This window comes from Ottowia cancrivicina, from assembly GCF_029813755.1.
Taxonomy (GTDB): Bacteria; Pseudomonadota; Gammaproteobacteria; order Burkholderiales; family Burkholderiaceae_C; genus Ottowia; species Ottowia massiliensis.
Window position 1 is genome coordinate 54,588 of record NZ_JARVII010000003.1, and the last position, 24,612, is coordinate 79,199.

At 61.2% G+C, this 24,612-nt stretch carries 25 protein-coding genes and 1 pseudogene; 12 read left to right on the forward strand and 14 right to left on the reverse strand.

The genetic code is table 11. From position 1 onward, the window contains the following. The first annotated feature begins 3 nt into the window (after positions 1-3). From nuoN to QB898_RS02630, 5 genes are all read left to right on the forward strand, one after another. A complete protein-coding gene (nuoN, locus tag QB898_RS02610) occupies positions 4-1,500 on the forward strand; it encodes an NADH-quinone oxidoreductase subunit NuoN (protein WP_050715761.1) in 1,497 nt (498 codons plus the stop codon). Positions 1,501-1,564: 64 nt separating this feature from the next. Further along, complete coding sequence (locus QB898_RS02615) at positions 1,565-1,792, forward strand: hypothetical protein (RefSeq protein ID WP_279523669.1); 228 nt, start codon at positions 1,565-1,567, stop codon at positions 1,790-1,792. Further along, positions 1,789-2,094, forward strand: coding sequence for a DUF2818 family protein (locus QB898_RS02620; protein ID WP_279523670.1), 306 nt, complete (start codon positions 1,789-1,791; stop codon positions 2,092-2,094). The genes QB898_RS02615 and QB898_RS02620 overlap by 4 nt, the downstream gene beginning before the upstream one ends. After that, positions 2,084-2,746: an NUDIX domain-containing protein gene (locus tag QB898_RS02625; protein ID WP_428982715.1), complete on the forward strand. Its 663-nt coding sequence runs from the start codon at positions 2,084-2,086 to the stop codon at positions 2,744-2,746. Before QB898_RS02620 ends, QB898_RS02625 begins: the two co-directional genes overlap by 11 nt. Continuing rightward, the gene (locus QB898_RS02630; RefSeq protein WP_279523671.1) at positions 2,733-3,185 is read left to right on the forward strand and encodes a DUF1178 family protein; all 453 of its coding nucleotides are present in this window, start codon (positions 2,733-2,735) and stop codon (positions 3,183-3,185) included. The genes QB898_RS02625 and QB898_RS02630 overlap by 14 nt, the downstream gene beginning before the upstream one ends. A 101-nt stretch (positions 3,186-3,286) precedes the next feature. Here QB898_RS02630 and QB898_RS02635 read toward each other — a convergent pair whose 3' ends face one another. The 4 genes from QB898_RS02635 to ykgO all read right to left on the reverse strand — a co-directional run bounded on the left by QB898_RS02635 (position 3,287) and on the right by ykgO (position 5,030). Further along, positions 3,287-3,454, reverse strand: coding sequence for a hypothetical protein (locus tag QB898_RS02635; RefSeq protein WP_279523672.1), 168 nt, complete (start codon positions 3,452-3,454; stop codon positions 3,287-3,289). 259 nt (positions 3,455-3,713) lie between these two features. Continuing rightward, positions 3,714-4,292: a Holliday junction branch migration protein RuvA gene (gene ruvA, locus QB898_RS02640; RefSeq protein ID WP_050715764.1), complete on the reverse strand. Its 579-nt coding sequence runs from the start codon at positions 4,290-4,292 to the stop codon at positions 3,714-3,716. 15 nt (positions 4,293-4,307) lie between these two features. After that, positions 4,308-4,712: an I78 family peptidase inhibitor gene (locus QB898_RS02645; protein WP_050715765.1), complete on the reverse strand. Its 405-nt coding sequence runs from the start codon at positions 4,710-4,712 to the stop codon at positions 4,308-4,310. Positions 4,713-4,880: 168 nt separating this feature from the next. Beyond that, complete coding sequence (gene ykgO, locus QB898_RS02650; RefSeq protein WP_050715766.1) at positions 4,881-5,030, reverse strand: type B 50S ribosomal protein L36; 150 nt, start codon at positions 5,028-5,030, stop codon at positions 4,881-4,883. A gap of 416 nt (positions 5,031-5,446) precedes the next feature. On the opposite strand from ykgO, the gene QB898_RS02655 reads away from it, so the two are divergent. The 5 genes from QB898_RS02655 to QB898_RS02675 all read left to right on the forward strand — a co-directional run bounded on the left by QB898_RS02655 (position 5,447) and on the right by QB898_RS02675 (position 12,221). Continuing rightward, positions 5,447-6,349: a lytic transglycosylase domain-containing protein gene (locus QB898_RS02655; RefSeq protein WP_279523673.1), complete on the forward strand. Its 903-nt coding sequence runs from the start codon at positions 5,447-5,449 to the stop codon at positions 6,347-6,349. A 360-nt stretch (positions 6,350-6,709) separates the two neighbouring features. Next, positions 6,710-9,124, forward strand: coding sequence for an RNA polymerase sigma factor RpoD (rpoD, locus tag QB898_RS02660; RefSeq protein ID WP_279523674.1), 2,415 nt, complete (start codon positions 6,710-6,712; stop codon positions 9,122-9,124). Between the two features lie 589 nt (positions 9,125-9,713). After that, on the forward strand, positions 9,714-9,998 hold the full coding sequence (locus QB898_RS02665; RefSeq protein ID WP_279523675.1) for a phosphopantetheine-binding protein: 285 nt from the start codon (positions 9,714-9,716) through the stop codon (positions 9,996-9,998). A 20-nt stretch (positions 9,999-10,018) separates the two neighbouring features. Further along, positions 10,019-10,909 (forward strand): COG4648 family protein, encoded by an 891-nt coding sequence (locus tag QB898_RS02670; RefSeq protein WP_279523676.1) that lies wholly within the window; start codon positions 10,019-10,021, stop codon positions 10,907-10,909. After that, positions 10,869-12,221 carry an AMP-binding protein gene (locus QB898_RS02675; protein ID WP_279523677.1) on the forward strand — a complete coding sequence of 451 codons (1,353 nt, stop codon included), beginning with the start codon at positions 10,869-10,871 and terminating at the stop codon, positions 12,219-12,221. The genes QB898_RS02670 and QB898_RS02675 overlap by 41 nt, the downstream gene beginning before the upstream one ends. A gap of 557 nt (positions 12,222-12,778) precedes the next feature. Here the strand turns inward: QB898_RS02675 and hemE are convergent. Beyond that, positions 12,779-13,918, reverse strand: a complete 1,140-nt coding sequence (gene hemE / locus QB898_RS02680; protein ID WP_279523678.1) for a uroporphyrinogen decarboxylase — start codon at positions 13,916-13,918, stop codon at positions 12,779-12,781. A gap of 591 nt (positions 13,919-14,509) precedes the next feature. On the opposite strand from hemE, the gene QB898_RS02685 reads away from it, so the two are divergent. Both QB898_RS02685 and QB898_RS02690 read left to right on the forward strand, forming a co-directional pair. Beyond that, positions 14,510-15,472 carry a lysophospholipid acyltransferase family protein gene (locus QB898_RS02685; RefSeq protein WP_346429793.1) on the forward strand — a complete coding sequence of 321 codons (963 nt, stop codon included), beginning with the start codon at positions 14,510-14,512 and terminating at the stop codon, positions 15,470-15,472. After that, positions 15,408-16,394 carry a M48 family metallopeptidase gene (locus QB898_RS02690; protein ID WP_279523679.1) on the forward strand — a complete coding sequence of 329 codons (987 nt, stop codon included), beginning with the start codon at positions 15,408-15,410 and terminating at the stop codon, positions 16,392-16,394. The genes QB898_RS02685 and QB898_RS02690 overlap by 65 nt, the downstream gene beginning before the upstream one ends. Positions 16,395-16,563: 169 nt before the next feature. Here QB898_RS02690 and QB898_RS02695 read toward each other — a convergent pair. The 9 genes and pseudogenes from QB898_RS02695 to QB898_RS02735 all read right to left on the reverse strand — a co-directional run bounded on the left by QB898_RS02695 (position 16,564) and on the right by QB898_RS02735 (position 24,551). Beyond that, positions 16,564-17,316 (reverse strand): annotated as a pseudogene (locus QB898_RS02695) (IS5 family transposase). 115 nt (positions 17,317-17,431) lie between these two features. Beyond that, complete coding sequence (locus tag QB898_RS02700) at positions 17,432-17,953, reverse strand: DUF6683 family protein (RefSeq protein ID WP_146006823.1); 522 nt, start codon at positions 17,951-17,953, stop codon at positions 17,432-17,434. A gap of 27 nt (positions 17,954-17,980) precedes the next feature. Further along, positions 17,981-18,445, reverse strand: coding sequence for a DUF6683 family protein (locus QB898_RS02705; RefSeq protein ID WP_279523680.1), 465 nt, complete (start codon positions 18,443-18,445; stop codon positions 17,981-17,983). A gap of 394 nt (positions 18,446-18,839) precedes the next feature. Next, positions 18,840-19,670: a DUF6683 family protein gene (locus QB898_RS02710; protein ID WP_279523681.1), complete on the reverse strand. Its 831-nt coding sequence runs from the start codon at positions 19,668-19,670 to the stop codon at positions 18,840-18,842. A 176-nt stretch (positions 19,671-19,846) separates the two neighbouring features. Next, positions 19,847-20,689 carry a DUF6683 family protein gene (locus QB898_RS02715; protein ID WP_279523682.1) on the reverse strand — a complete coding sequence of 281 codons (843 nt, stop codon included), beginning with the start codon at positions 20,687-20,689 and terminating at the stop codon, positions 19,847-19,849. Between the two features lie 50 nt (positions 20,690-20,739). Next, positions 20,740-21,471, reverse strand: a complete 732-nt coding sequence (locus QB898_RS02720) for a DUF6683 family protein (protein WP_279523683.1) — start codon at positions 21,469-21,471, stop codon at positions 20,740-20,742. Between the two features lie 59 nt (positions 21,472-21,530). Then, complete coding sequence (locus QB898_RS02725; RefSeq protein WP_279523684.1) at positions 21,531-22,325, reverse strand: hypothetical protein; 795 nt, start codon at positions 22,323-22,325, stop codon at positions 21,531-21,533. A 300-nt stretch (positions 22,326-22,625) separates the two neighbouring features. Continuing rightward, complete coding sequence (locus QB898_RS02730; RefSeq protein ID WP_279523685.1) at positions 22,626-23,330, reverse strand: response regulator transcription factor; 705 nt, start codon at positions 23,328-23,330, stop codon at positions 22,626-22,628. A 279-nt stretch (positions 23,331-23,609) separates the two neighbouring features. Beyond that, positions 23,610-24,551 (reverse strand): hypothetical protein, encoded by a 942-nt coding sequence (locus QB898_RS02735; RefSeq protein ID WP_279523686.1) that lies wholly within the window; start codon positions 24,549-24,551, stop codon positions 23,610-23,612. Between the last annotated feature and the right edge of the window lie 61 nt (positions 24,552-24,612).

Here is a 24,612-nt window from a genome sequence, read left to right on the forward strand (position 1 = left end):
AACATGATTGACCGACTCAGCTGGCTGGCGATCTACCCTGAAATCGTGCTGCTGGCCATGGCTTGCGTGATTCTGCTGATGGACCTGATGGTCAAGGGCAGGCTGCGCACGCCCACCTACCTGATGTCCCTGCTCACGCTGGCCGTGGTGGCTGCGCTGACGGCGTTTTTCGCGCAAGACGGCAAAACCGTCTATGGCTTTGGCGGCCTGGTGGTGAGCGATCCCATGAGCAACTGGCTCAAGTGCTTTGCGGCCCTTTCCACCATCGTCTGCTTCGTCTATGGCCGCGCTTACGCGGCCGACCGGGGCATGCTGCGCGGTGGCGAGCTTTTCTCGATGGGCCTGCTGTCGCTGCTGGGCGCGTTCGTCATGGTTTCGGCCAACAACTTCCTGCTCATTTACCTGGGGCTGGAGCTGATGACCCTCTCGGCCTACGCGCTTGTGGCGCTGCGCCGCGACGACGCCACGGCCACTGAAGCGGCCATGAAGTATTTCGTGCTGGGCGCGCTGGCTTCTGGCTTTTTGCTCTACGGCCTGTCCATGCTTTACGGCGCCACGGGCACGCTCGATATTGGCGGCGTGCGCCAGGCCATTGAAGCGGGCGCGGCGCAAAAACAGGTGCTGGTATTCGGCCTTGTTTTCGTGGTGGCCGGCCTGGCCTTCAAGTTCGGCGTGGCGCCTTTCCACATGTGGCTGCCTGATGTGTACCAGGGCGCGCCTACGGCCATCACGCTCATGATCGGCTCGGCTCCCAAGATCGCGGCCTTCGCCATGGCCATCCGCCTGCTGGTGGAAGGTCTGCTGCCGCTGGCCTTTGACTGGCAGCAAATGCTGGCGCTGCTGGCCATTGCCTCGCTGCTTCTGGGCAACCTGGCGGCCATTGCGCAGACCAACCTCAAGCGCATGCTGGCCTACTCCACCATCGCGCAAATGAGCTTCGTGCTCATGGGCCTGATGGCGGGCGTGACGGACGGCAACCCGGCCGGGGCCGAAAACGCCTACAGCAGCGCCATGTTCTACACGCTCTCCTACGTGCTCACCACGCTCGTGAGCTTTGGCGTGATCATGCTGCTGGCGCGCCAGGGCTTTGAAAGCGAAGAAATCGCCGACTTCGCGGGCCTGAACCAGCGCAGCCCCTTGTTCGCCGGCATCATGCTCATCTGCCTGTTTTCGCTGGCGGGCATTCCGCCGATGGTGGGCTTTCAGGCCAAGCTTGGCGTCATCCAGGCGCTGGTGAGCACGGGGCAAAGCGCCTACATTGCGCTGGCCGTGTTCGCCATCGTCATGTCGCTGATTGCCGCCTTCTACTACCTGCGCGTCATCAAGGTCATGTATTTCGATGCGCCCGCCGGGCCGCAGGCGCAAGCCGCCATTGCCGCCCCGGCCGATCTGCGGGCCGTGCTCACCGTCAATGGCCTGCTGGTGCTGGGCCTGGGCCTGCTGCCGGGCGCGCTGATGGAAGCCTGCCGCAGCGCCATTGCGCACATGCTCAATACCTGAAAGCCGAGGCGGCCCTGCTGCCGGCCCGCCGCCTGCGCTGCTTGCCTCTGGCGCTTGGCGCTCCTTGCAGCTGCTGCGCAGGCTGTTGAAAAGTCTGAAATACCTCAAAATCAGGAGCAAATTCAAGGCCCAGAAATGGCCTTTTGCGCAATATCGGCGGGGAGGTCATGCTATGGAACAAAGAGCAATTAAAGCGATGTGGCGCCAGACGCTGGCGCGCACATGCGGCGTGCTCGCCGCCGCGCGCCGGGCGGCTGGCCCCGGCGGATATTGGGAAAAGGCATTGCCATGAGTCAAAGCGCAAGCATCTGGCTGTTGATCGCCCTGGCGGCGCTGGCCGCCAACCTGCCTTTTCTCAACCAGCGCCGGCTGGCCGTCTGGCCCGCGCCATCGGGCCGCAAAAGCCTGGGTCTGCGCCTGCTGGAGCTGGTGTTCTGGTACTTCGTGACGGGCGGTATCGGCAAGGCGCTGGAAGCCCATGCGGGGCAGATTCACTCGCAAGACTGGGAGTTCTACGCCGTCACCGCCGCGCTCTTTCTCACGCTGGCCTTTCCCGGTTTTGTTTACCGCTACCTGCTCAAACGTGGACGCTGACCGCACCCCCGCCCCTCCGCTCTTCCCCGCCGGCCCTGACTTTCAGGACGAAACCCTGCGCGAGCAGCCGCTGGCCTCCGAGCCTTTGCTGCAAGGCCATTTCCTGCGCGTGCAGCGCGACACCGTGCGCCTGCCGGACGGCCAGCACGGCGAACACGGCGGCACGGCCACCCGCGAATATGTGCGCCACCCCGGCGCAGCCGTCATCGCCGCCCTGCTGGAAGACGGGCAGGGCGGCTGGCGCGTCGTGCTGGAGCGCCAATGGCGCCACCCCCTGGGCCAGGCCATCATCGAACTGCCCGCCGGCAAGCTCGACCCCGGCGAGCCGCCCCTGCACTGCGCGCAGCGTGAATTGCGCGAAGAAACCGGCTACACCGCTCGCGAATGGGCCTATGCGGGCCTGATGCACCCCACGCCCGCCTACTCCACCGAAGGCATCCACCTCTGGTTCGCGCGCGGCCTCACGGCAGGCCCGCGCCAGCTTGACGCGGGCGAACACCTGCACGTCTTCACCACCACCGTGCCCGAACTGCTCGACTGGTGCCGCCAGGGCCGCGTGACCGACAGCAAAACCCTCGCCGCCGCCCTCTGGCTGCAAAACTACCTCAGCGGCGCGTGGCCGCTTGACTGGCAGCGCGATGAAAGTGCTTGATTTGCAATGCGACCAAGGCCACGTCTTTGAAGGCTGGTTTGCCTCCGAAGACGACTACCAGGCCCAGCGCCAAAGCGGCCTGCTCACATGCCCCCTGTGCGGCGCGCCCGATGTGGACAAACTCCCCAGCGCCCCGCGCCTGAACCTGGGCAGCGGCGGCGCGCCAGCAGGGCAGGGCGGCCCAAGCGGCGGGCCGGAGGAGGCCGCTTTGCCTGCCATGCAGGCCGCTTTACTGAAAGCCATGCGCCGCCTCATGCGCGAAACCGAAGATGTCGGCGCCCGCTTCGCAGAGGAAGCCCGCCGCATCCACTACGGTGAAACCCGTGAACGTCCCATCCGTGGCCGCGCAAGCCCCGAAGAAACCCACGCCCTGCTGGAAGAAGGCATCCCCGTCATGTCTTTGCCCCTGCCGCCCGGATTCGATGGCGAGCTTCAATGAGCAGAGGTGAAAAATCTGGGCCGCCTGCTTTTTGAAAGAGCATGACGGCGAATACAGGCCGCGCCAGAGCTTGCCAGACGGTCAAGCGCCAGAAAAACGGGTCAGGGTCTGGCCGCGAGAGATAAAAAGCCGGTCAGGACAGTCAAGGCACAGACGGCACCCTGCTTCTCGCAGGCTTTGCCGCCGTTCTTTTCTTGTATGCGCCGGCTTGCCTGTCTTGGCTCATGAAGCTGCGGCTGCCGCCAGACCGCGTTTTTGGCATGGGCCATTTCTACTGTCCATCCGACATCAGAAACTGGAGCAAATTTGAGAGGGTCAAAACACCGCTCTGCGCAATATCTACTAGGACGTCGTGCTATGAATAGTGGAGCGAAATTGACCTTGTCCAATGCTTGCCCGCAGGTGTGAAAAGCGGCCTGGCGGCCTGCGGCGCTGCAAGCGGCAGGTCAGGCCGCCCAGGCTCATCTGCTCTTTCGCCCTTTGCGGCCAGGCTTCGCTCGGCCTCACGGATAGATGGGCGACAGGCCTTTACCGCGCCAGGGTTTTGAGGGCCTGCTTGATGCCTTCGCTCACGCCTACGTCGGCAGGCAAGGCCTTGAGGGCTGCGGCGGCTTCTTTTTCGCTGTAGCCCAGCGCCAGCAGAGCCTGCTGGATGTCGGCGTGCGCATCGCTGGCTGGCGCGGCCGCGCCGGAAGCGGAAAGGTCGGGAGAGAGTTTGCCCTTGAGTTCCAGAAGCAGGCGTTCGGCTATTTTCTTGCCGATGCCCGGCAGTTTGGTCAGGCGGCCCGCCTGCTGGGTGGAAACGGCCTGCGCAAGATCGCTCACGCTCATGCCCGACAAAACGGCCAGCGCCATGCGCGGGCCGATGCCGCTGATGCGGATGAGCTGGCGGAAGGCGTCACGCTCGGCGGCGGTGCCGAATCCGTAGAGCGTGTGTGCGTCTTCCCGCACGACCAGGTGGGTGAGCAGCGTGACGGGTGCGCCAGCGGCGGGCAGGTTGTAGAAGGTGCTCATGGGCACGTCTACTTCATAGCCGACGCCATGGCAGTCGAGCAGCAGGCGCGGCGGGTTCTTTTCGGCCAGCAGGCCAGCCAGGCGTCCGATCATGGTCAGGGCTGCGAATCAGCCGCAGGTCACGCGCACGACCGCGCCTTGCGCATTGACGATGACGTTCAGGCGGCCTATTTGCATTTCCTTGGTGGTGGCGCTGTTTTCGCGCAGCATGCGGGCAAGGTCTGCGCCGGCGGCGGCGCGCGCCTGCTCCAGCATGGCCGGGCCGCCGTAGGGTTTGCCGACGATGGACTGCGCGGCTTTGGCGTTGCATTGGTTGCGCGCGGCTTTGCCGCTTTCCACTTGCGTGATTTCACGCGGCTGGCTTGGCTGGCCTTGCGCGTGGTCATGAGCGTGCGGGTGCATGGGAGTTTGGGTCTGTGCGGGTTCAGGGGCGGGCTTCGGGGCGTTGGTGCAGGCGGTCAAAGCCATCAGGGCGGCAAAAGCCAGAGGGTAGGCAAACAGCCGTTTTTCCATGTTGAGTGCTCCACAAGTTTGTTGAAAAGAAAACGTGAAAACGAAAACGCGCTGCTCCTGCCCGGGCAGCGCGCGTGGGATGGTAACTGCCTGCCTGGAACTGAAAGCGAAACGGGCGCCTGTTTTCAGACGCCCGCTGGCAGATTCGTGAGATCGGCGCGCGCTGCTTCAACACTTGTTTTTGTTCTTGGCGCCGCCCTGGCGCGCCTTCAGGCGCGGGTTTGATTTGCAGATGACGTAGATGCGGCCACGGCGGCGCACCACCTGGCAGTCGCGGCTGCGCTTTTTGGCTTCTTTGAGGGATGAAAGCACTTGCATGATTGAAATACTCCTTTGTGTTTCAGAACTTGTTCAAAGTCTGTCTGTGGGCGCGAAAAACGCGGACCCGGCCAGACGCTGAACGGGTTCATAGGGGGGGACGGGAAAGCTGTCGATTGTAGTTATGTTCTAACAACTGTGATGCGTTTTCCCTTTGGAAAAAGCCAGAAACACGCGAAAAACGCACGTGTGCTAGAGTCCCGCTTCGCAACTTTTCACGCATTAGGCCATCAGCTTGGCTACCTTCAACAGGTAGCCAAATTTTTTTGGAAAGCCCGCCCGCCAACAGCCAGACAGCCATTGGGCGGGACTCTCAAGGAGCCTCCGGCAAACAAAATACAAAGGCGCTGGCTCCCGCCTTTTTCACGGTGACCCGCAGCAGCGCCATGCCGCCTGCGGACATGAAAGGAAGCAACATGCAAATTCCCGCCAGGCTGAACGCCCTGGGGCGCGGCATCAATACCTTCGCGGTTGATGTGGCCGCCGGGTTCTTCCAGGTTTCGCACAACGGCTTTGCCCTGCTGGGACTGGCCGTGGTTTGCGCTGTAGCCTTGCTGGTGGCGCGGCCCGATTTGCGCCACCAGGGCGAAGAGCAACTCACCTCATGGCTCAAGGCGCGGCAGGCGGCACAGGTGGGCTTTGAAGCCGAACCTGTGGCCAGCCGCCGGGCCACGGCCGCCAACCCGGTGGACTTGCCGCCGGAGCAGGCCAACGCGGTGCAGTGGATCAGCCGCAAATACCGCGTAGCCCCCGAGCCAGTGGCCGCCCTGGTGGCCGAAGCCTATGAAACAGGCCAGCGCGTGCGGCTCGATCCCACGCTGATTCTGGCCGTCATGGCTGTCGAATCCAGCTTCAACCCCTTTGCACAAAGCAACGTGGGCGCACAGGGGCTGATGCAGGTGATGACCAAGGTGCATACCGACAAATACGAAGACTTCGGCGGCAACTTCGCCGCGTTTGACCCCGTCAGCAATCTGCGCGTGGGCATCCGCGTGCTCAAGGACTGCACCACGCGTTTTGGCTCCACGGCTGGCGGCCTGAAGTGCTACGTGGGCGCCGCCAACATGGAGGACGATGGCGGTTACGCCGCCAAAGTAATGGCTGAACACGCCCGCATCTACCGCGCTGCTACGGGCCGCGCCCTGCCCGCAGCGGCCAGCGAAGAAGCGCTGCGCGCCAAGGCTTCCGCCACCGGCACGGCGCCAGCCTCTGCTGACGCATTGACGCAAGCCGGGTCACTGGCGGAAAGCAGCGCCAGCCCAGTCAACTCATCCAGCCGCAAGAGCCGCAACGCCATCAGCGTAGCCAGCGCGTTTTAAAGCCTGGCTTTCTTTCGCCACGCGCCAGCCGCTGCCTGGAACGGTCTGTTTTCGCGCCGGGCGCGCGGCCTCTTGAAAAAACCTGCACCGCTACAATCTTGGCCCTCGACTCGCGGCAAGAGCGACAGCAACACCTCCGGCCCGGCCTGCCACGCGCACCAGATTCAGACGCAGCGGCCACTTTTCCCGCAAGGATTGCACACCAAATGATCGCCCGGACATCTTGCCTGCGCGCCGCAAGGCACCCCTTGCCTGCTGCGTCCTGACCGCACTCCTTTGTTCTGATGTCTGAACGCATGGCCAGGCGCCGGATGCCTTTCATGCAACCGACTGTCATGCCCCTTCACCATAGGTCCGTCCATGCCCGCCAAGAAAACGTCTGCTCCCGCCGCTGAAGAAGCCGTCGCGCCAAAAGCCGCCAAGAAAGCCAGCGCCAAGAAAGCTGCCACCGTCGAAGCCGAGGCCGAACCCCTAAAGAAAACCCCGGCTGCAAAGGCCCCGAAGGCCAAAGCTGAAAAAGCCGAAGCCGAGCCAGAAGCCAAGGCCAAAAAATCCCGTGTCGCCAAGGCTGCCGCTGATGAAACGGTTGGCGAAACTGCTGACTCAGCGGCCGAAAGCGCGCCCAAGGCCAAGAAAGCCAAACCTACTGCCAAATCTGCTGCCAAACCGGAGGCCGCCAAGGCTAGCGGCAAGCGTGGCCGCCCAGCCAAAGGCAAAAAAGCAGGTGCGGAGGATGACGACGCCGATCTGTCGGACATTGAAGACGACCTGCAAGGCGAGCCGGAGGCCGAAGCCGCTGGCGGCGCAGCCGCAGCAGCCGAGCAGGCCAAGCCGCTGCGCATGAAGATCAGCAAGGCCAAGGAGCGCGCGCTGATGAAGGAATTCGGGCTGGACGAAACCGTTCTGTCCGAAGAAGAGCTGAACCTGCGCCGCGCCAACCTCAAGGCGCTGCTCAAGCTGGGCAAGACGCGCGGCTACCTCACTCACGGCGAAATCAACGACCACCTGCCTGACAAGCTGGTTGATCCTGAAACGCTGGAAGCCGTGGTGACCATGCTCAACGATCTGGGCGTGGCCGTCTATGAGCAAACGCCCGACTCCGAAACCCTGCTGCTCACCAACCAGGGCAACAACACCGCCACGGAAGAAGAAGCCGAGGAAGAAGCCGAAGCCGCCCTTTCCACCGTGGACAGCGAATTTGGCCGCACCACTGACCCCGTGCGCATGTACATGCGCGAGATGGGCACGGTCGAGCTGCTCACGCGCGAAGGCGAAATTGAAATTGCCAAGCGCATCGAAGGGGGTCTGATGGACATGATGCAGGCCATCAGCGCCAGCCCTTCCATCATTGCTGAAATCCTGCAAATGGCCGCCGAAATCCGTGAAGGCAAAGCCGTCATCAACACCATCGTGGACGGCTTTGTGGACCACGACGAAAACGACGACTACGTGGCCGAAGAAGACTTCGACGAATACGACGACGATGACGACGACGGCAAGGGCGGCTCCAAGGCCATGACCAAGCTGCTGGAAGCGCTGAAAACGCAGGCGCTGGAGCGCTTTGACCGCATTGCCCAGCTTTATGAAAAAGTGCTCAAGGCGCACAGCAAAGACGGCTGGGGCACGCCCGCCTACGTCAAGGCGCAGGAAGCGCTCTCGGCCGAGCTGATGACCATCCGCTTCACGGCCAAAACCATTGAAAAGCTCAGCGACATGCTGCGCGGCCAGGTAGACGCTGTACGCCGCCATGAGCGCGATCTGCGCCGCATCATCGTGGACAAGTGCGGCTACCCGCAGGAGCAGTTCATTGCCGAATTCTCCGGCCGGGGCAAAAACGGCGAACGCGTGCCATCGCACCTGCTCGACCTGCGCTGGTGTGAAAAGCAGGCGGCCTCCAACAAGCCCTGGAGCGCCGTCATGGGCCGCAACATTCCGCCCATCCAGGACTTGCAGCAAAAGCTCATCGACTTGCAGCAGCTCGTGGTCGTGCCGCTGGACGAGCTGAAAGACATCCACAAACGCATGAACCAGGGCGAAGCCGCCAGCCGCTTTGCCAAGAAGGAAATGATCGAGGCCAACCTGCGCCTGGTCATCTCCATCGCCAAGAAATACACCAACCGGGGCCTGCAATTTCTTGATCTGATCCAGGAAGGCAACATTGGCCTGATGAAGGCGGTGGACAAATTCGAATACCGGCGCGGCTACAAGTTTTCCACCTACGCCACCTGGTGGATCCGCCAGGCCATCACGCGCTCCATCGCCGACCAGGCCCGCACCATCCGCATACCGGTGCACATGATCGAAACCATCAACAAGATGAACCGCTTCTCGCGCCAGCACTTGCAAGAGCACGGCTTCGAGCCGGATGCCGCCTTGCTGGCCGAAAAGATGGAAATCCCGGAAGACAAAATCCGCAAGATCATGAAAATCGCCAAGGAGCCTATCTCCATGGAAACCCCCATCGGAGACGACGACGACAGCCACCTGGGCGACTTCATCGAAGACACCAGCAACACCGCCCCGGTCGATGCCGCCATGCAGGCCGGCCTGCGCGACGTGGTCAAGGACATTCTCGACAGCCTCACCCCGCGCGAAGCCAAGGTGCTGCGCATGCGCTTCGGCATTGAAATGAGCACCGACCACACGCTCGAAGAGGTCGGCAAGCAGTTTGACGTCACGCGCGAGCGCATCCGCCAGATCGAGGCCAAGGCCCTGCGCAAGCTCAAGCACCCCTCGCGCTCGGACAAACTGCGCAGCTTTATGGACTCCATCTAGGCTCCCGGCGAGCGCCAGATGTACAGGAAACAAGGGGCGAATTCACTGCTTATTCGCTCCTTGTTTCATAGCATGGGGTCCTAGTAGAGTCTGCGCCAAAGCCACTTTCAGATCCCCTGAAATTGCTCCTCTTTTCAAGATAGAGCAACCTGCGTTTTCATGCCTGGCGCAGCAGGCATTGCGGTGCACAGCGGCTTTGCATCAGCCAAAGCACAGAGCCTGAACGCCGTGCGGCTTTTTTCGCCTTTGGCAGCCAGCAGCGCAGCGCGAAAGCCGGGCTGGTTTCGCTCCGCATTAAATAGCAATATGTCCTAGTGGAAATTGCGCAGAAGGGCGGTTTCTACCGCTTTAATTTGCTCCTGTTTTTGGTGCTCTTGCGTGGCAAACGGGTTTTGATGCCGGGCCAGAAATAGGCAGGCCGAACGTGTTTTTCGGCTGCGCGCCGTTGCGTATGCCGCAGTGCAGGTCGGGCCGGGCAGGCAGTGTGCGCCTGCGCTGCCTATACTTTCGCGCTTTTTCTGATTCAGGGCGGGCGGACCGCCTTTTTGCTGGCCGCTCGCGCCTGTTTGCCTCTCTGTTCCCTAGATTTATGAACGCTCCCGTTTCCCCCGCTGATGAAAACGCCTTGCTGGCTGAATTGGCCCAGATGCTGGTGGACAGCCTCAATCTGGATATGAAGCCTGCAGAAATCGACCCGGATGCGCCCTTGTATGGCGATGGACTGGGGCTGGACTCGATCGACATTCTGGAAGTGGCACTGGCGGTATCCAAGAAATACGGCTTTCAGCTGCGGGCTGAAGACGAGAACAAGCAAGCCATCTACAGCAGCCTGCGCAGCCTGGCCCGGCACATCGCGGCGCACCGCACGATTTGAGTTTTTTTCCTCCCTTGCCAATGACCTGGATGCCTGCAGGCCCGCCGGGCCGCCCCGCTGGCGAGAGCGCGCCTGCCTGCGGCGCAGCCCGCGCGGATGCCCCAGCCCTTGCTCACGCCCGTGAGGCCAGCGCGGCGTGCGCGCCCCATGACGCACGCGTACCCATGCTGGTGGCGGCGGGCGTGGTTACCTACGCAGCGGCGGCGTGGTGGAGCAGCCGCCATCTGCCCTGGCTGGCGCTGGCGTTGGCCGTGGCGCCTTTTGTGTGGCTGGCGGCGGCGTTCGCCTTGGCGCGGCCTGCCGCAGGCGGCGCGTGGCAGCGGGCCGGGCGCTGGCTGCCGCTGCTGGCGTTGTGCGCGGCCCTGGCGGCGGGCTGGGAGCCGCTGCTGGCCAATGTGCTGCTGGTGTATCTGGTCCAGCACGTGGGCGCGCATGCGGCGCTGGGCTGGATGTTTGGCGCAAGCCTGCGGCCCGGGCGCACGCCGCTTTGCACCGAATTTGCCAGCTGGGGGCACTGGCGCATGACGCCGCAGCTGGTGTGGTACACGCGGCAAGTCACGCGGGTGTGGGTGGCGTTCTTCGCGGGCGTGGCGGCCGTGTCGCTGGCGCTGTTCGCGGCGGCTTCGCCTGCGGCGTGGATGCTGTTTTCCTCTGTGCTGGGGCCGCTGCTGACGGCGGCGCTGTTCGTTGTGGAAAACCTGGCGCGCAGGCGCTATCTGCCGCCCGACAACCGCATGGGCCTGATGGCCACCTGGCGCGCCATTCAGGCGCGTGCGCGGTCGCAGGGCAAGCCAGCGCCCCAGGCGTGCCCGCCTTCGTCACCGCCTTTCCCGTCTACGCCCTTTCCGCCACACAACCCGGCAGAGCCAGATGAACCCACCCGCCCTCGCGCTGAGCGCCCACGCCCCTGATGAAACACTGGCCCTCGGCCCGCAAGGCCCCGTGACGGCCGCGCGCTTCTTTGCCGACGCGCAAAGCGTGGCCGAAGCATTGCCCGCCAGCCAGTACGTGCTGAACACCTGCCACGACCGCTACCTGTTCATGGTGGGTCTGGGTGCGGCCCTGCTGGCCGGGCGGCCCACGCTGATGCCTTCCAGCCTTGCCCCCGAATCCGTGCGCCAGTTGCAGGAGCGCTATCCGCAGCTGCTGTGCCTGCACGACGGTCAAGAGCGCCCCGAAGGGCTGCCCGCCTGGCCAGTCGCCCCGCCAGCGGCAGGCGCGGCCCGCGCCTTGCAGGATGCGCCGCTGATCGAAGCCAGCCAGGTGGCCGCCATCGTTTTCACCTCCGGCACCACTGGCGCGCCTACGGCGCACCTCAAGCGCTGGGGCGGACTGTGCGCCGATGGCGAGGCCGAAGCGCGGCGGATAGGCTCGCAGGGCCTTGCCATCATCGCCACCGTGCCTTCGCAGCACATGTACGGCCTGGAATCGAGCGTGATGCTCACCTTGCGCGGCGGCGCGCGCCTGTGGCGCGAGCGCCCCTTCTACCCGGCGGACATCTGCGCGGCGCTGCGAGCCGCGCCGGGGCCGCGCATGCTGGTGACCACTCCCTTTCACCTGGGCGCGCTGCTGGCCGCCCAGGTGGCGTTGCCGTCATGCGAACGCTTGCTGTGCTCCACCGCCCCGCTGCCCGTGGCGCTGGCGCGCCGGGCTGAAGCCGCCTTCGGCAGCCCGCTGACGGAAATCTACGGCTGCACCGAAAGCGGCCAGATCGCCACCCGCCGCCCCACGCAGGACGAAGCCTGGCATCTGCTGGATGGCGTGCAGCTTGATGTCAGTGCCGAAGGCGCATGGGCGCATGGCGGCCACGTGCAAATTCGCGTGAAGCTGTCTGACCACATCGAGCCGCTTGACGAGCGGCGCTTTCGCCTGGGCAGCCGCCATGCCGACATGGTGAACGTGGCGGGCAAACGCGCCTCGCTGAGCGCGCTCACCGCCCAGCTTCTGAGCGTGGAAGGCGTGACGGACGGGTGCTTCTTTCTCCCCCAGAACCCCGCCGCCGAAAAACAGGCCGGCGTGCAGCGCCTGGCTGCGCTGGTCGTTGCCGCCCCAGGCATGACGCCCGAGCGCATCATGGGCGCCCTGCGCCAGCGCATGGACCCCGCCTTCCTGCCCCGCCCCCTGCTGCCCGTGCCCGCCCTGCCGCGCAACGCCACGGGCAAGATCGTCGCCAAAGAGGTGCAAGCCCTCTACCAAACCCTCTGCCAACCCCGCGCCAGATAGAGGGCGAGCGGGGCTGAGAGCAGGCGCTGAAAGCCTGCTCAAGGCCTGTCATTCGGGCAGGATGAAAACGCAAAAGAAGTTATTTTTTGCTCTTTGATTTATAGCATGATGTCCTAGTGAAATGGGCGCAAAAGCCGTTTTAGAGCTTGTGAATTCGCTCTGCTTTTTGATGTGCCCATGCATCTGCTGGAACCTGCTCGTGAGTAGGCCAGCTAAGCGCCTCGCCGGGCGGCAAGAGGGTCACAAGACCTGACTTGTGGTTTGCGCCTTGCGGCCGCCGGATTTCCTTTTGCAGCGGAAGAAGGGCAGGGCGCGCCAGCCCGTGCATCTTCTGCCCAGCTCATTCTGATGAACGAAGCGCCCGGCAAGCAGGCAGCGGCAAAGCCCATATTTGCTCTTGAATTCATAGCATTAGGTCCTAGTTGGGCCTGCGCAGAATGGCTTTTTCAGCCCCTCATATTTGCTTCTGTTTTTGATGGTATGCGGCAGGTGGCGCTTGCCGTTGGGGGCGCTTCAACCGTCAGCCGTCTGCCGCTGCGCGCCGTTTTCCTCGCGTTTCATGGTTGCCGAAGGCGGCGCGAGTAGGCATGCACTTCATCTACCAGGTGCGCCACGTGTTCGGGCGGCGTGTGCTGGCTGATGCCGTGGCCGAGGTTGAAGATGTGGCCCACGCCCCGGCCTTGGCCTTGCCCGGCATCAGGCGGGCCGAAGGCGTCGAGCACGGCACGGGCCTGCTGGCGGATGACCTCGGGCGGGGCAAAGAGCACGTTCGGATCGAGATTGCCCTGGAGCGCAACGGGGCGCGCGGCCGCTGGCGCGCCGGGCGGCAGGGCCAGTGCGCGTTCCAGCTCGCGGCGCGCGCGCGTCAGGCTGGCCGTCCAGTCCAGCCCCAGCGCGTCGCACTCCAGCGCGGCGGCCATGTCGGGCAGCCACGGCCCGCCGCCTTTGGTGAAGACGATGCGGGGCACCACGTGCCCGTCGGCGTCCGTGCGTTTGAGCTGGCGCAGCACGCGGGCCGTGTAGGCCAGGCTGAAGGTCTGGAAGGCGCCATCGGCCAGCACGCCGCCCCAGCTGTCAAACACCATCACGGCTTGCGCGCCCGCGTCAATCTGCGCGTTCAGGTAGGCGGCCACGGCATCGGCATTGACGCCCAGCACGCGGTGCATCAGGTCAGGGCGGGCATAGAGCATGGTTTTCACCTGGCGGTAGTCGTCGCTGGAGCCGCCTTCCACCATGTAGCAGGCCAGCGTCCAGGGGCTGCCCGAAAAGCCAATCAGCGGCACGCGCCCGGCAAGCGCCCGGCGTATGGAAGTCACGGCGTCAAACACGTAGCGCAGCCGCTGCATGTCGGGCACGGCCAGGCGGGCCACGGCGGCTTCGTCGCGCACTGCGTGCGCAAAGCGCGGGCCTTCGCCCGGCTGAAAGCTCAGGCCCAAACCCATTGCGTCAGGCACGGTGAGGATGTCTGAAAACAAAATGGCCGCATCCAGCGCGTAGCGCTCCAGCGGCTGCAAGGTGACTTCGGTGGCGTAGTCCACATTCGTGGCCAGCCCCATGAAGCTGCCCGCGCGCTCGCGCGTGGCGCGGTATTCAGGCAGATAGCGCCCGGCTTGCCGCATCAGCCAGATGGGCGTGTGGGCGGTGGGCAGGCCCAGGCAGGCGCGCACAAAAGTATCGTTTTGCAAGGGGGCGTTCATGCGCCAGATTGTCGCAGGCGGGCTTGCGGACGGCCTGAGCGGGCGCGGGCGAGAGTGGCGGCGCGCAAGTGACAGCGCAAGGGTGGCGGCGCGAGCGGCTGAGCGCCAGCAGCGGGAAGTCAGCGCGGCCCTCCTGTGAACCCCGCGCGAAACCCGCGCAAAGCCCCGCCAGACAAGGCTTTCACGCTATGTTTTTTGGGGCATGGCGGCTCACTTATGCACAAAAAACGCTCGCACGGCCATGTGCCGCTCTGTTTTCACTACAGAAGCGATAGCGTCCGTAACTCATTGATTTGAAAGGATTTAATTTTTTTGCCGTTTTGCTGTGCAATCCGCAAAAACCCTTGTTTTGCAAGTGCGGCGCAGCGTTTGCACAGGCTTTTCAACAAAGTTGTCCACAGTTTCTGTGCATAGCCTGCGTGGCCTGTGAAGGCGTGCGGAAAACACAAGGAAAAAGACGCGTGAGACAGGGCCGCGAGCCTGGCAAGCCTGCGCCGGGAAAACACGCGCCCGCCTGCCCGCTGCCTGTTCGTGCGCCTTGCGGCGGCGATGCGGTAAAACCCGCCGTTTTCTCATCTTCCGGCCAGGCTCATGCTGCGTTTCATCCGCTCCGCTCTTCACATGCTGTTTCTCACCGTGACGGTGATTCCGTGGTCGCTGACGGTGGTTGCGCTGTCGCCCTTCGTGAGCAAGCAGTGGCTGTATGGCTTCTGCCATGTGTGGGTGCGCATGGTTGTGGCGTCGGCCAGGCCGCTGCTGGGCATCCGCACGCGGGTGCGGGGGCTGGAGAACCTGCCTGCCGGCCCGCAGGCCGCCGCCGTGCTGCTCGTCAAGCATCAGTCAGCCTGGGAAACCTTCGTGCTGCCCACGATAACGCCGCATCCGCTTGCCTACGTTTTCAAGCGCGAACTCGCGCGCATTCCCTTCTTTGGCTGGGTGCTGGCGCGGCTGAACATGGTGCGCATTGACCGGGGCCGCCCCACGGAAGCCTTCACCCGCATGGTCACGCAGGGCCGCCGCCTGCTGGCGCAAGGCATATGGGTGGTCATCTTCCCCGAAGGCACACGCGTGGCGCGCGGCCAGCAGGGCAAATACCGCAGCGGCGGCACGCGGCTGGCCATTGAATGCGGTGTGCCCGTGGTTCCGGTGGCCGTGACTTCGGCGCGCTGCTGGCCGCCGCGCGCCTTCGTCAAAAGCCCTGGCATCGTTGATATTTCATTTGGCCCGCTCATTGCTAGCCAGGGGCGCAAGGCGGATGAGCTGATGCGCGAAGTGCAAGACTGGATCGAAGCCGAAATGCGGCGGCTCGATCCGCAGGCCTACGCCGGCGCTGCCGCCCTGCCGCCATCAGACGGCGGGCCGGCCGATGGATCGGCCCTCTGCGCGCCCCAGCCTGTCTGCGCGAACGCCGGCCTGGCAGAAAACAGCGATGGCGGCGGCGGTGATGGCTGCAGCGGTGATGGCTGCAGCGGTGATGGCTGCAGCGGTGATGGCTGCAGCGGTGATGGCGGCGGTGGTGATGGCGGCGGTGGTGATGGCGGCGGTGGCGACTGACATGTCCGCGCTTGAGCATCTGGGCCAGCTCATGCTGGACCTGTTCGGCGCCGCATCCGCACAGCCTGCCGCGCCCAGGGCGGCGGTTCAGCCTCCGGCCCCGCGCCTGGCCTCTCCCACGCTCCAGCCGCCCCTGCGTCACTACGCCCACCCGCAGGCCACGCACGCCATACGCTTGGGCGAAACCTGCGTGGCCTGGCGGCTGCGGCGCTCGGCGCGGCGCAGCATTGGCTTCGTGGTGGACGAGCTGGGCCTGACCGTCAGCGCCCCGCGCTGGACGCAACTGCCTGAAATTGAGGCCGCCCTGCACTCAAAAGCGCGCTGGGTCCTCGGCAAGCTCGCCCAGGCGCAAGAGCGGCAGCAACGCCAGCATGCCGCCCGCATCCCGTGGGGCGAAGGCGCCACGCTGCCCTGGCTGGGCCAGACGCTCACCCTGCGGCGTGAACCGCGAGCCGCCTTGAACGGCCCCGCCCGTCCTCGCTGGCAAGCCGCTGCAGATAGCGTGGCTGACGCGGATCGCAGCAGCGCAGCTGGCCCCGCGCTCTATCTCTCGCTGCCCCCTGCCGCCACGGCCGCGCAGTGGCGCGACGCCACGCAAGCCTGGATCAAGCAGCAGGCCCGCCGCCACTTCACCGCGCGGCTGGACCACTTCGCGCCCCTCATGGGCGTGCGCTGGCAAAAGATGGCCCTGACCTCGGCCAGCACCCGCTGGGGCAGCGCCAGCGCAGACGGCAGCATCCGCCTGAACTGGCGGCTCATGCACTTTCGCCCGGCGGTTGTGGACTACGTCGTCGTTCACGAACTGGCCCACCTGCACGAGATGAACCATAGCCCGCGCTTTTGGGCGCACGTGCAGGCCCAGCTGCCCGCCTACGCCGCCTTGCGCGCCGAGCTGCGCGGCGAAGCCCTGCCACTCTGGTGAAAAACCGCTTCCCTGCTCGCCCGCGCTGTCAAAGCAGGCAGGTGCGAGCCAGACAAGAGCCGAAGGCCGTTTGCATGATTTGCGTGTCTGAACCCATAGCCAAGCGAGCGCGACGGAAGTTGTAGTCATGCCTCCACGGCGGCACAAGCCCACTCGGGCGCGTCATCAATCAGGCGAGCCATACGCCAGTCGCTGCCAGATGAATGGCACCCAGGAAGTTGCGAGCCGTCTTGTTGTAACGCGTGGCGATGGCCCGGCGCTGCTTGAGCCTGGCAAAGAAGTTTTCGATCAGATGGCGGGCTTGGTAAAAATGCGGGGCGTAGTCCCGAGCCGCCTTCTTGCAGCTGCATGAGGCAATGACAACGCCTTTGCCTTGGGCCGGCAGCAGCTCGAGCACTAGAGCTTGGGCGTCATAGCCCTTGTTGGTGATCACGGTTTCGGCCGCTGTTTGAGCCAAGAGCACGTCGGCCCCTTCGAGGCCGTTCGCCGCATTGGCGTGAGATGAAATCCGGTGGCCCAGTGCATCCGCCGCTGCGTGAATCTTGGCGCTCAGCCCGCTGCGGCTGTGTCCGATGGCTTGCGGCGCTCCCCCTTTTATCCCTGCACCGTGCTGGGGGCGCTCGCACGATGGTCGAGCCGATCATTGCGTACTCGTTGTCGGCCTGCTGCGCCAGGGCTTCAAAGACCTGTTGCCATACACCGCTGTAGCTCCAGCGGCTGTGACGCAGGTGCGCCACCCGGAAGCGCCACCCGGAAGTCTCCGAAACGTGCCAACAGATCGCGCCAGGGGATGCCGGCCCGGTAGCAGCACGGCATTGACAAACAAGCGGTTGTCCTGTGCTCCTGGCTGGCCGGCACGCTCGGGCAGCCAATCCTTGATGCGCTCCCACTGATCGTCGAGCAACGCGTATCTTCTGGCCATGGCCCCTCTTCTGGGTTCTCGCCCGCAGGCTTCAGGCTCGACTCTTCATGATTGATGACAAGCCCTATGCATGCCGACATGCTGGAAGCACATGCCCGCTTCCCAAATCTTGTTTCTATTTAATCTCTCTCAAACCGTTTTCATCCAGTTTGACGTGTCGGATATCCATTTGCGCGAACTTGCTCAGAAACTCTTTGCCTGCCTCCTTCAGTTGCGCCGCCACTTGCGGATTCTTGTTTTTCATGTTTTCCATTTGGGCCATGGTCAAGAACACGCCAGCGCCCACCAGAATGTGATACATGCTTTGTTTTTCCGTCATGGACATTCCGGCAAATTTCGGATCGACAGCCAGCACGATTTTCATCTGACGGGCCAGGGGCTTGAAATACTCCGCTGGCAGCTCCCGGTTGTGGTACGCCGCATAGCAGCCTGCAATCAGCGCGGCGGAAGCTGACCCCATGTCATAAGCATCCACACCAAGCTTTTCCGCCAGAGATTCGAACATTTCAATCATGCGGGTGAATGTTTTGCGAGCCTCGGCCTTCTGCTCATCCTGATAGCCTGCGACAAGTACGTCCATACCTACCATATCCGCTGGCTTGGCAATCGTGGTATCACTAAGTTTTTGATTTGACATTTTTATTTCCCGTTGCGAGTTAAAAATTCATTGCGATATTTCCATTCCGGACGACGTGAAACTCACCCGCTCGGGCGGCACGCCTAGCAGACTTTTCAGCAAATTGCCGCCCATGGTCTTCATCCGCACCTGCTCCTGTATATTGGGCTTTTTCTGAAGCTCCTGCTGCAAGGCAAACAGCCACATGCCCATGCCTACCAGCGTCTGATAGGTAAACACCTTGTCGCGGACACGCATGGATTTGATCTTCTCGTTTTCCTGCATCACTTTTTCAAGCTGCTGCTCCAGCGGCTTGATATAGGCATCAGGAAACGCCTGCCCCTTATAGGCCGTCCAGGCGCCCGCCAGGGCAACCGCCATACCCGAAGCCAGATTATTGGGTGGAATCCCATAAGCCGGAGCCACCTTCAGATTGAAATCGACAATTAATCTCTGAAACATGTGCGAGCGGTCTATGAAATTCTCGCGCTCATATATGCGCGAAGCCAGCATTTCAGGCGCGCGCGTATCAGCGTATCACTCAGGCGCTGGCCGGAAGACATATTACCCACGTCACCCAAATCTAGCGGAGAGCGTTTGGGCGCTGATTCAGATGGTTTTTTATTGCCTTTCTCGTCTTTTTGGGACTGCTGCTGGATAAGACGCCACATCCTGTCGCTTTCAAGCGCGTCTGTCACATAATCATAACTGTATCCCCAGGCTGCATCTCCCCACGCGCCAGCCGCCGCAGGCATAGCCAGACATAGCGCCGCCAAACAAATCCGCCATCTGCCAGTCATTGCGACGCATGATGAAAATCCAGCGCAACTCAATCTCATGAAACTCTCCTGAAGAAAAACCATGCAGAGGCTGTTGTTCTGGGAGATGGCTGGCAGCGCTGCGCGCTTTATCGAACCTGGCTCAAGCCGTTTTCATCCAGCTTGATGCTGGCCGCGTCCATATGCGTGAAACGGCTCAAAAATTCCTTGCCTGCCGACTGCAATTGCGCGGTAATTTGCGGATCCGGGTTTTTCATGTTATCCATCTGGGCCATGGTCAAGAACATGCCTGTACCCACCAGAATCTGATACATACGCTGTTTTTCCTGGACGGATGTCTGTGCGAATTTCGCATCAGCCATGAACACCTGCTGCATCTGCTGGGCCAATGGCTTGAAATACTCGTTGGGCAGCACTTCGTTCTTGTAGGCGGCATAACTGCCCGCAATCAGCGCCGCCGCTGCTGACCCCATGTCATACGCAGGCACTTCCAGCTTTTGTGCCACAGGTTCGAACATGTCAATTATTTTTGCAAAAAGCTTGCGGGCCTCAGCCTTTTGGGCGTCTTGGTAGCCTGCAACCAGCATGTCAATTCCAGCCGTACCGGTTGGTTTCTCAATGGCCGTGCCCACAGTGCCGGACAATGTATTTTGTTTTGGGTCCTCTGTCGTATTCGACAATAATGATCGTAACGTATCGCCTGATATCAATTCATTGACCTTGGCGCCTGAAGTGGACATGCCTTCCATTACCGAAGGGAGCGTCAGTCCATGCGCCCACGGCGCCACCCACAGGCTGGCTGCTGCAAGCAGGATGCAAAATGTTTTGCGCATATCAAATCCTCGTCTGTTGTTGAAGAAAATGAAAAAATGAAACCAATGCAGCCCAGATTTCATCTGAATATAGCCAGAAGATCCACCAGCTTTATTCCAAACTGATCGCACAAAATACAGCGTCATTGGGGGAAAACATACTTTGTGGAGTCGCTCAACCCTTGCTACAAATTATCGAATATGGAAGACGCGGACTAATCTTATGCCATCCACATTGCAGCCAAAACATGACAGCAATCCATGAACTTTTATCTCGCCCACTTTGCCTAATAATTCTCGTTCGGCGACTCTTGCCACAATCACTATTTAAATGTTATGCCTTTGGGACCCAGCATCACTTTATCTGGTGGCACATGCAAAACGGTAGACAGCACCTGACCGCCCATTTCTTTCCATTGTGCTTTCATCTCGGGACTCGAGGCTTGCTTCGCGCGCGCCTCCAAGTCCATGGCAAGACATACCATTACCTGATACAGATACCCCTTGTCGGAATAGTCCATCTGCACGATTTTATTGTTCTTCAGCATGGCCGCCTCCATTTGAAGAAAAACGGGCTTCATCCATGTCGCTTCCACCTGCCGACCAGAATAAACGCCATATCCGCTGGCCACAAGAGCTGCCATGCCCGTAGCCAGATTGTTCATCGGCACGTCCCACAATGCAGGCTGCGTATGATTGAAATCCATGGCGAGTCGCTTGAAATACCATTTACGTTCACTGTAGTCGTCCCCCAGGCCATATTGGCCCGCGAGAAATGCAAAACCTCTTTCCTTGCTAAAGCGCCCGCGCACCTCGCCATAACCCGCCTCCCAATTGCCAGAGGCCAGCGGCGACTCTTTTGGAAGCGGCCTGGACAAAGTCGTATCAGCATCAATATTCCGTAATCGCTCCTGCTCCGCCATCATGCGATTGAGTGTATCTTGCTCCATCAATGCGCTCAGCGTATCCAGGCTGATGCCCCAAGCCTGGGCCGATGATGAACAAATAAGCCACAGCGCCAAAACTGTAATTACGACGCCAAACGTGCGGGCTACGGCTTTTTGCGCACCGCGACAACCTTCAGACCGTTTCGCAGAATCCTGCGGTAATATGATAATATGCAGCACAAGGCATTCCTCTGAATGCACAATAAGAATCCGGCGCAATCGCCTACAGGCTTCACGAAGATACGATTTTCTAAAATTGGTTTAAATTCTTATCTAAAGACGATGCCTGACGAAGTGAAGCTGACCCGCTCAGGTTCAACGCCTAACACTGCTTGAAATACACTTCTGCCTATAGTTTTTAGCTCCTTCTCATGCGCCGGGTTAGGATTTTTCTGTAACTCAGCCTGCAGCAGCATGAGTAACATGCCCAAACCCACTGATAGCTGATATGAATTCACCATTTCTGTAGAAGATTTTCCCTCAAACAATTCTGCTTTCTTTCTCAAAAAGGAAGCCACCTGCAAGAAAGCCGGTTTAACTACATTATCAGGCAAAGGCTTGTTGTAATAGGCCGCATACGCACCGCCAAGCAGAGTTATCAGACCCGTAGCCACATTTTCCTTCGGGACTTGATAAAGATTCTCGACGCTTGCGTTGAACTTGTCAATGATCTCCACAAACATCCGCTTGGCCTCAGGGCGGCGCTCTGGAGGAAATAGCTGGGATAGCTGTTCGACACCATCCATATCCACAAGAAACTCTTCTCCTGCGCGAACCAAGCTGCCGGTATACAAGATATCAGTCTTAACATCAGGGGGATCATCTGTTTCGACCTCGCTTAAAGGCCTGAGATTTTTCTTTGCCTGATTCATTGCGCGATTGTAGGCATCTTCGCGGAGCCACTTCTCATTGAAATCGATGATAAAGAAAGCGTGAGCGTTAAGATTTACAAACGTTAAAATAATTAACGTCGCAATAGCGGTTATCTTATTAGTATACATAGGAGTATGAGAAATAAAAACAGGCGGTAAAACCGCCTGTCTTCTTGATTGTCAAGACATTACTGCTTGCGACCCATAGTGCTCAAGGATTCACCGATACCCTTGATCACGGTGGAGAAAGTTTCAGTAAGAAGCTTATATTCTTGGCTCACACCTTGCATTTCGGTCTGAGCTTTTGTCATGTCAGCAGCGGCTTCCTGCTGTGCCTTTTGGTCTTTCCCCGCACTCTTTTGAGCATCTGCTGCATCACTAATTTTTCCAGAAAGTTCAACCATTTTTGAAGCCTTTTCGCCCAAGACTTCGCCCATAGCTTTCGCAATAGCCATCAACCAGCTACCAGTGGATTTCTTGCCACCTTTGCCGCTGCCGCCTGTCCGGTTGCTGGCTGTATCATCCTTTTGGTTTTCTTCCAGATTTTTACGAACGGCATCAACAATCTTTTGCGCCAAATCATCTATGGACTTTTGGACATCACTACCAGCCGCATCTTTCAGAGCCTTCTCGGCTTCTGGATCGGCTTTTTTCTCAAATTTCTTAACGACTTCGTCGATGACCTTCTTGATAGCCTCTTGCAAGAATTTTGGCAGACCATCCTCCTTGGCCAACTTATCCACAGCCTGCTTACCGCTATTGCCGCTGATTGAATTGATCAGGTTGGCCGTGGCATTGATGACGTTGGCGGGAGAAAAGCCTTCCAGCACTTTGCCAAAGTCAATCTTGTTGCTGCCACCCAAAAAGCCGCCCAGCAATTGACCTAAGCCGCCCAGCAAGCCGCTGCCGCCAAGCAAACCGCCCAGCATGCCGCCGCCACCACCACCAATAACACCAGCAACTACACCTACTGCTGCACCCATTTTTACTCTCCTTCAAGGTTGAGATGACCCGTTAGGGCCGGTTGTGATGATCAAGCGTTTTGGCGCCTGACCTTCCTGGTAACCAAGCATCGCTTTGCTCGCGTTGCCTGTTGGGTGTATTAAACCGGGTTCGCGCGGCTTGCGCCATAGGGATCGTTCCCAGCTGGGAACGATCCCTATGTCATGAGCGCAACATAAAAGGAAACTCCTATGTCTCTTGCTATTTGATGAGCAGTGCCCCTTGTTTGCAGCGCATGCTGGAGCAGATTTGCTTTCTGATGTCCTTCTGGCTGGGGAGGACTACAGCACCCGCTGGGCCAAAGCCATATGGGTCAGGTGCACGACAGATTTGGCTTTCATTTTCAGCATGACGCGGCTGCGGTGCATCTCCACGGTTTTGGTGCTGATGTCCAACTCACGCGCGATGACCTTGCTGATCTTGCCTTTGACCACTTCCTGCATGATTTGCGCTTCACGCGGACTCAGGCTGGACAAACGGCTGGCGTATTCGGCACAAGGAGGAGCGGCAGGGTTGTCAGATGGCGCACGGTGGCTTTGAAATGCACGTTTGAGGGCTTCTTCCAGCGCGGCGCCCTCAAAGGGTTTTTCCAGAAAGGTGATGGCGCCTTTTTCCATGGCTTTCACGGCCAGGGGCACATCTCCGTGGCCCGTCATGTACACCACGGGCAGCGCCGGAGTGGCGCCCGCGCCAGTAATGCCCAGAGCAATCAATTCGTCATGCACTTGCAATCCGCTCATGACTGGCATGCGCACATCCAGCAGCAGGCAAGCCCGTGCAATGGCTGCGCCATCCAGTTGTTTCAGTGCTTCTATGGCTTGGCGTGCATCGCAAAAGTCTTCCACCTGATAACCTGCACCGCTTAGCCACCACTTGGCCGTGGCGCGGAACTGGTCGTTGTCATCCAGCAAATACAGTGTGCGCACCGGATCTGCAGGTTCAGACGATTCAGCAGATGAGGCAGCAGGGGCAAATGTCATGCTCATGCGCAGGGTCCTTGCAATCAAGAAAAACGCGGCAAGCCAGCCGCATCGGCGGCTGCGGCAAGTAAAAAGTGTAGTCGCGCTCTATGTTGCATCTATGCCGCAAAAAACGCCTGGCGGCCTATTGCTATTTATCAAGGAGCAGCCGCCAGCAAACGCCGAGAAACCGCCTTCTCCTTGCCACAGTGCATAAACCGTGTTTGCGCCAAAGGCCATCGGCGCGCACGATCCGCAGCAGTGCCTGTGAATCTGTTTACAGACAGGGAGCGGCAGCTGGTGACCTCAGCGCCCCAGCAGGCGAAGCAGCCAGTGGCGTGGAGCAGGGGTTAGCGTGAGACAGGCATTGGCAGTGCAAAGAGTCAGGCGCGCGCCGGGCTGATGAAGCAACGGGGCGCAGGCGGCGTCTGCCGCTTGCCAGCAGGCTGCCACGTCAGGGCCGGCAGCATATGAAGGCAGGTCTCGCAAGAGGGTAAAGGTTTGCACATCAGCATGGGCGGCCCAAGGAGCATCGATCACGCCTGCTCCGCTGATCCACAGAGCATTGACAGGGGGCTGGCCTGCTGCTTCGCGGGCAGTGTTGATGGGGTGCGTTTGCAGCAGCATCTGGATTTCGCTTTGCAGGCGCATGAGCGCAGCAGGCAGGCGCGGCAGCAAGCTGGGGGTGAGCCGTTGTTGACACGCGCGCGCCAGCGTGCAGGTGGGCAGGCGGCGCAGCGGTTCTCCTTGGGCCAGCCATCTCAGGTATGGCGGTTGCGGCGTTGAGTCAGCCAGCAGGGTCATGCCCGCTTCAGCCAACAGGGGGGCTACGGCCTCGCGCAGGGCGTGGGCTTGTTCGGACGGCAGCGCCAAGGCGGCAGGGTCGGCCAGCAGAGCATGGTCCATGCCGAGCAACCATTGGCAAGGGGTGAACCAGGCGCAAGGCACGCCAACAGCGCCCGTTTCAAAAGCGGCCCAAGGAATGCAGGCGGGGTCATCTGCGGCATGGGGCAGACCGTAGGCCAAGGCTTGCGCCAGCTCCAGCGGCGTAAGCGGGGCGTCGTCGGCCAGCAGATAGCGGGCCTGCACCTGCATGCGGCGCAGCAACGCGGCCAGCCGTGGCAGGCGGGCGGCCCAGGGGCACGCCAGGGGCGGCAAGCGCGCACCGCTGGGCAAGGGCGCGCTATCGTCCACAGGCAAGGGCAAGATGCTGGCGCGGTGAGCATCGGCAATGATCAGGTGAGGCATGGCAGGCGGCTATGGGCTTCGAAGAGCTTCCAAAAAAAGAGTAACAGTAAATCCAGCACGC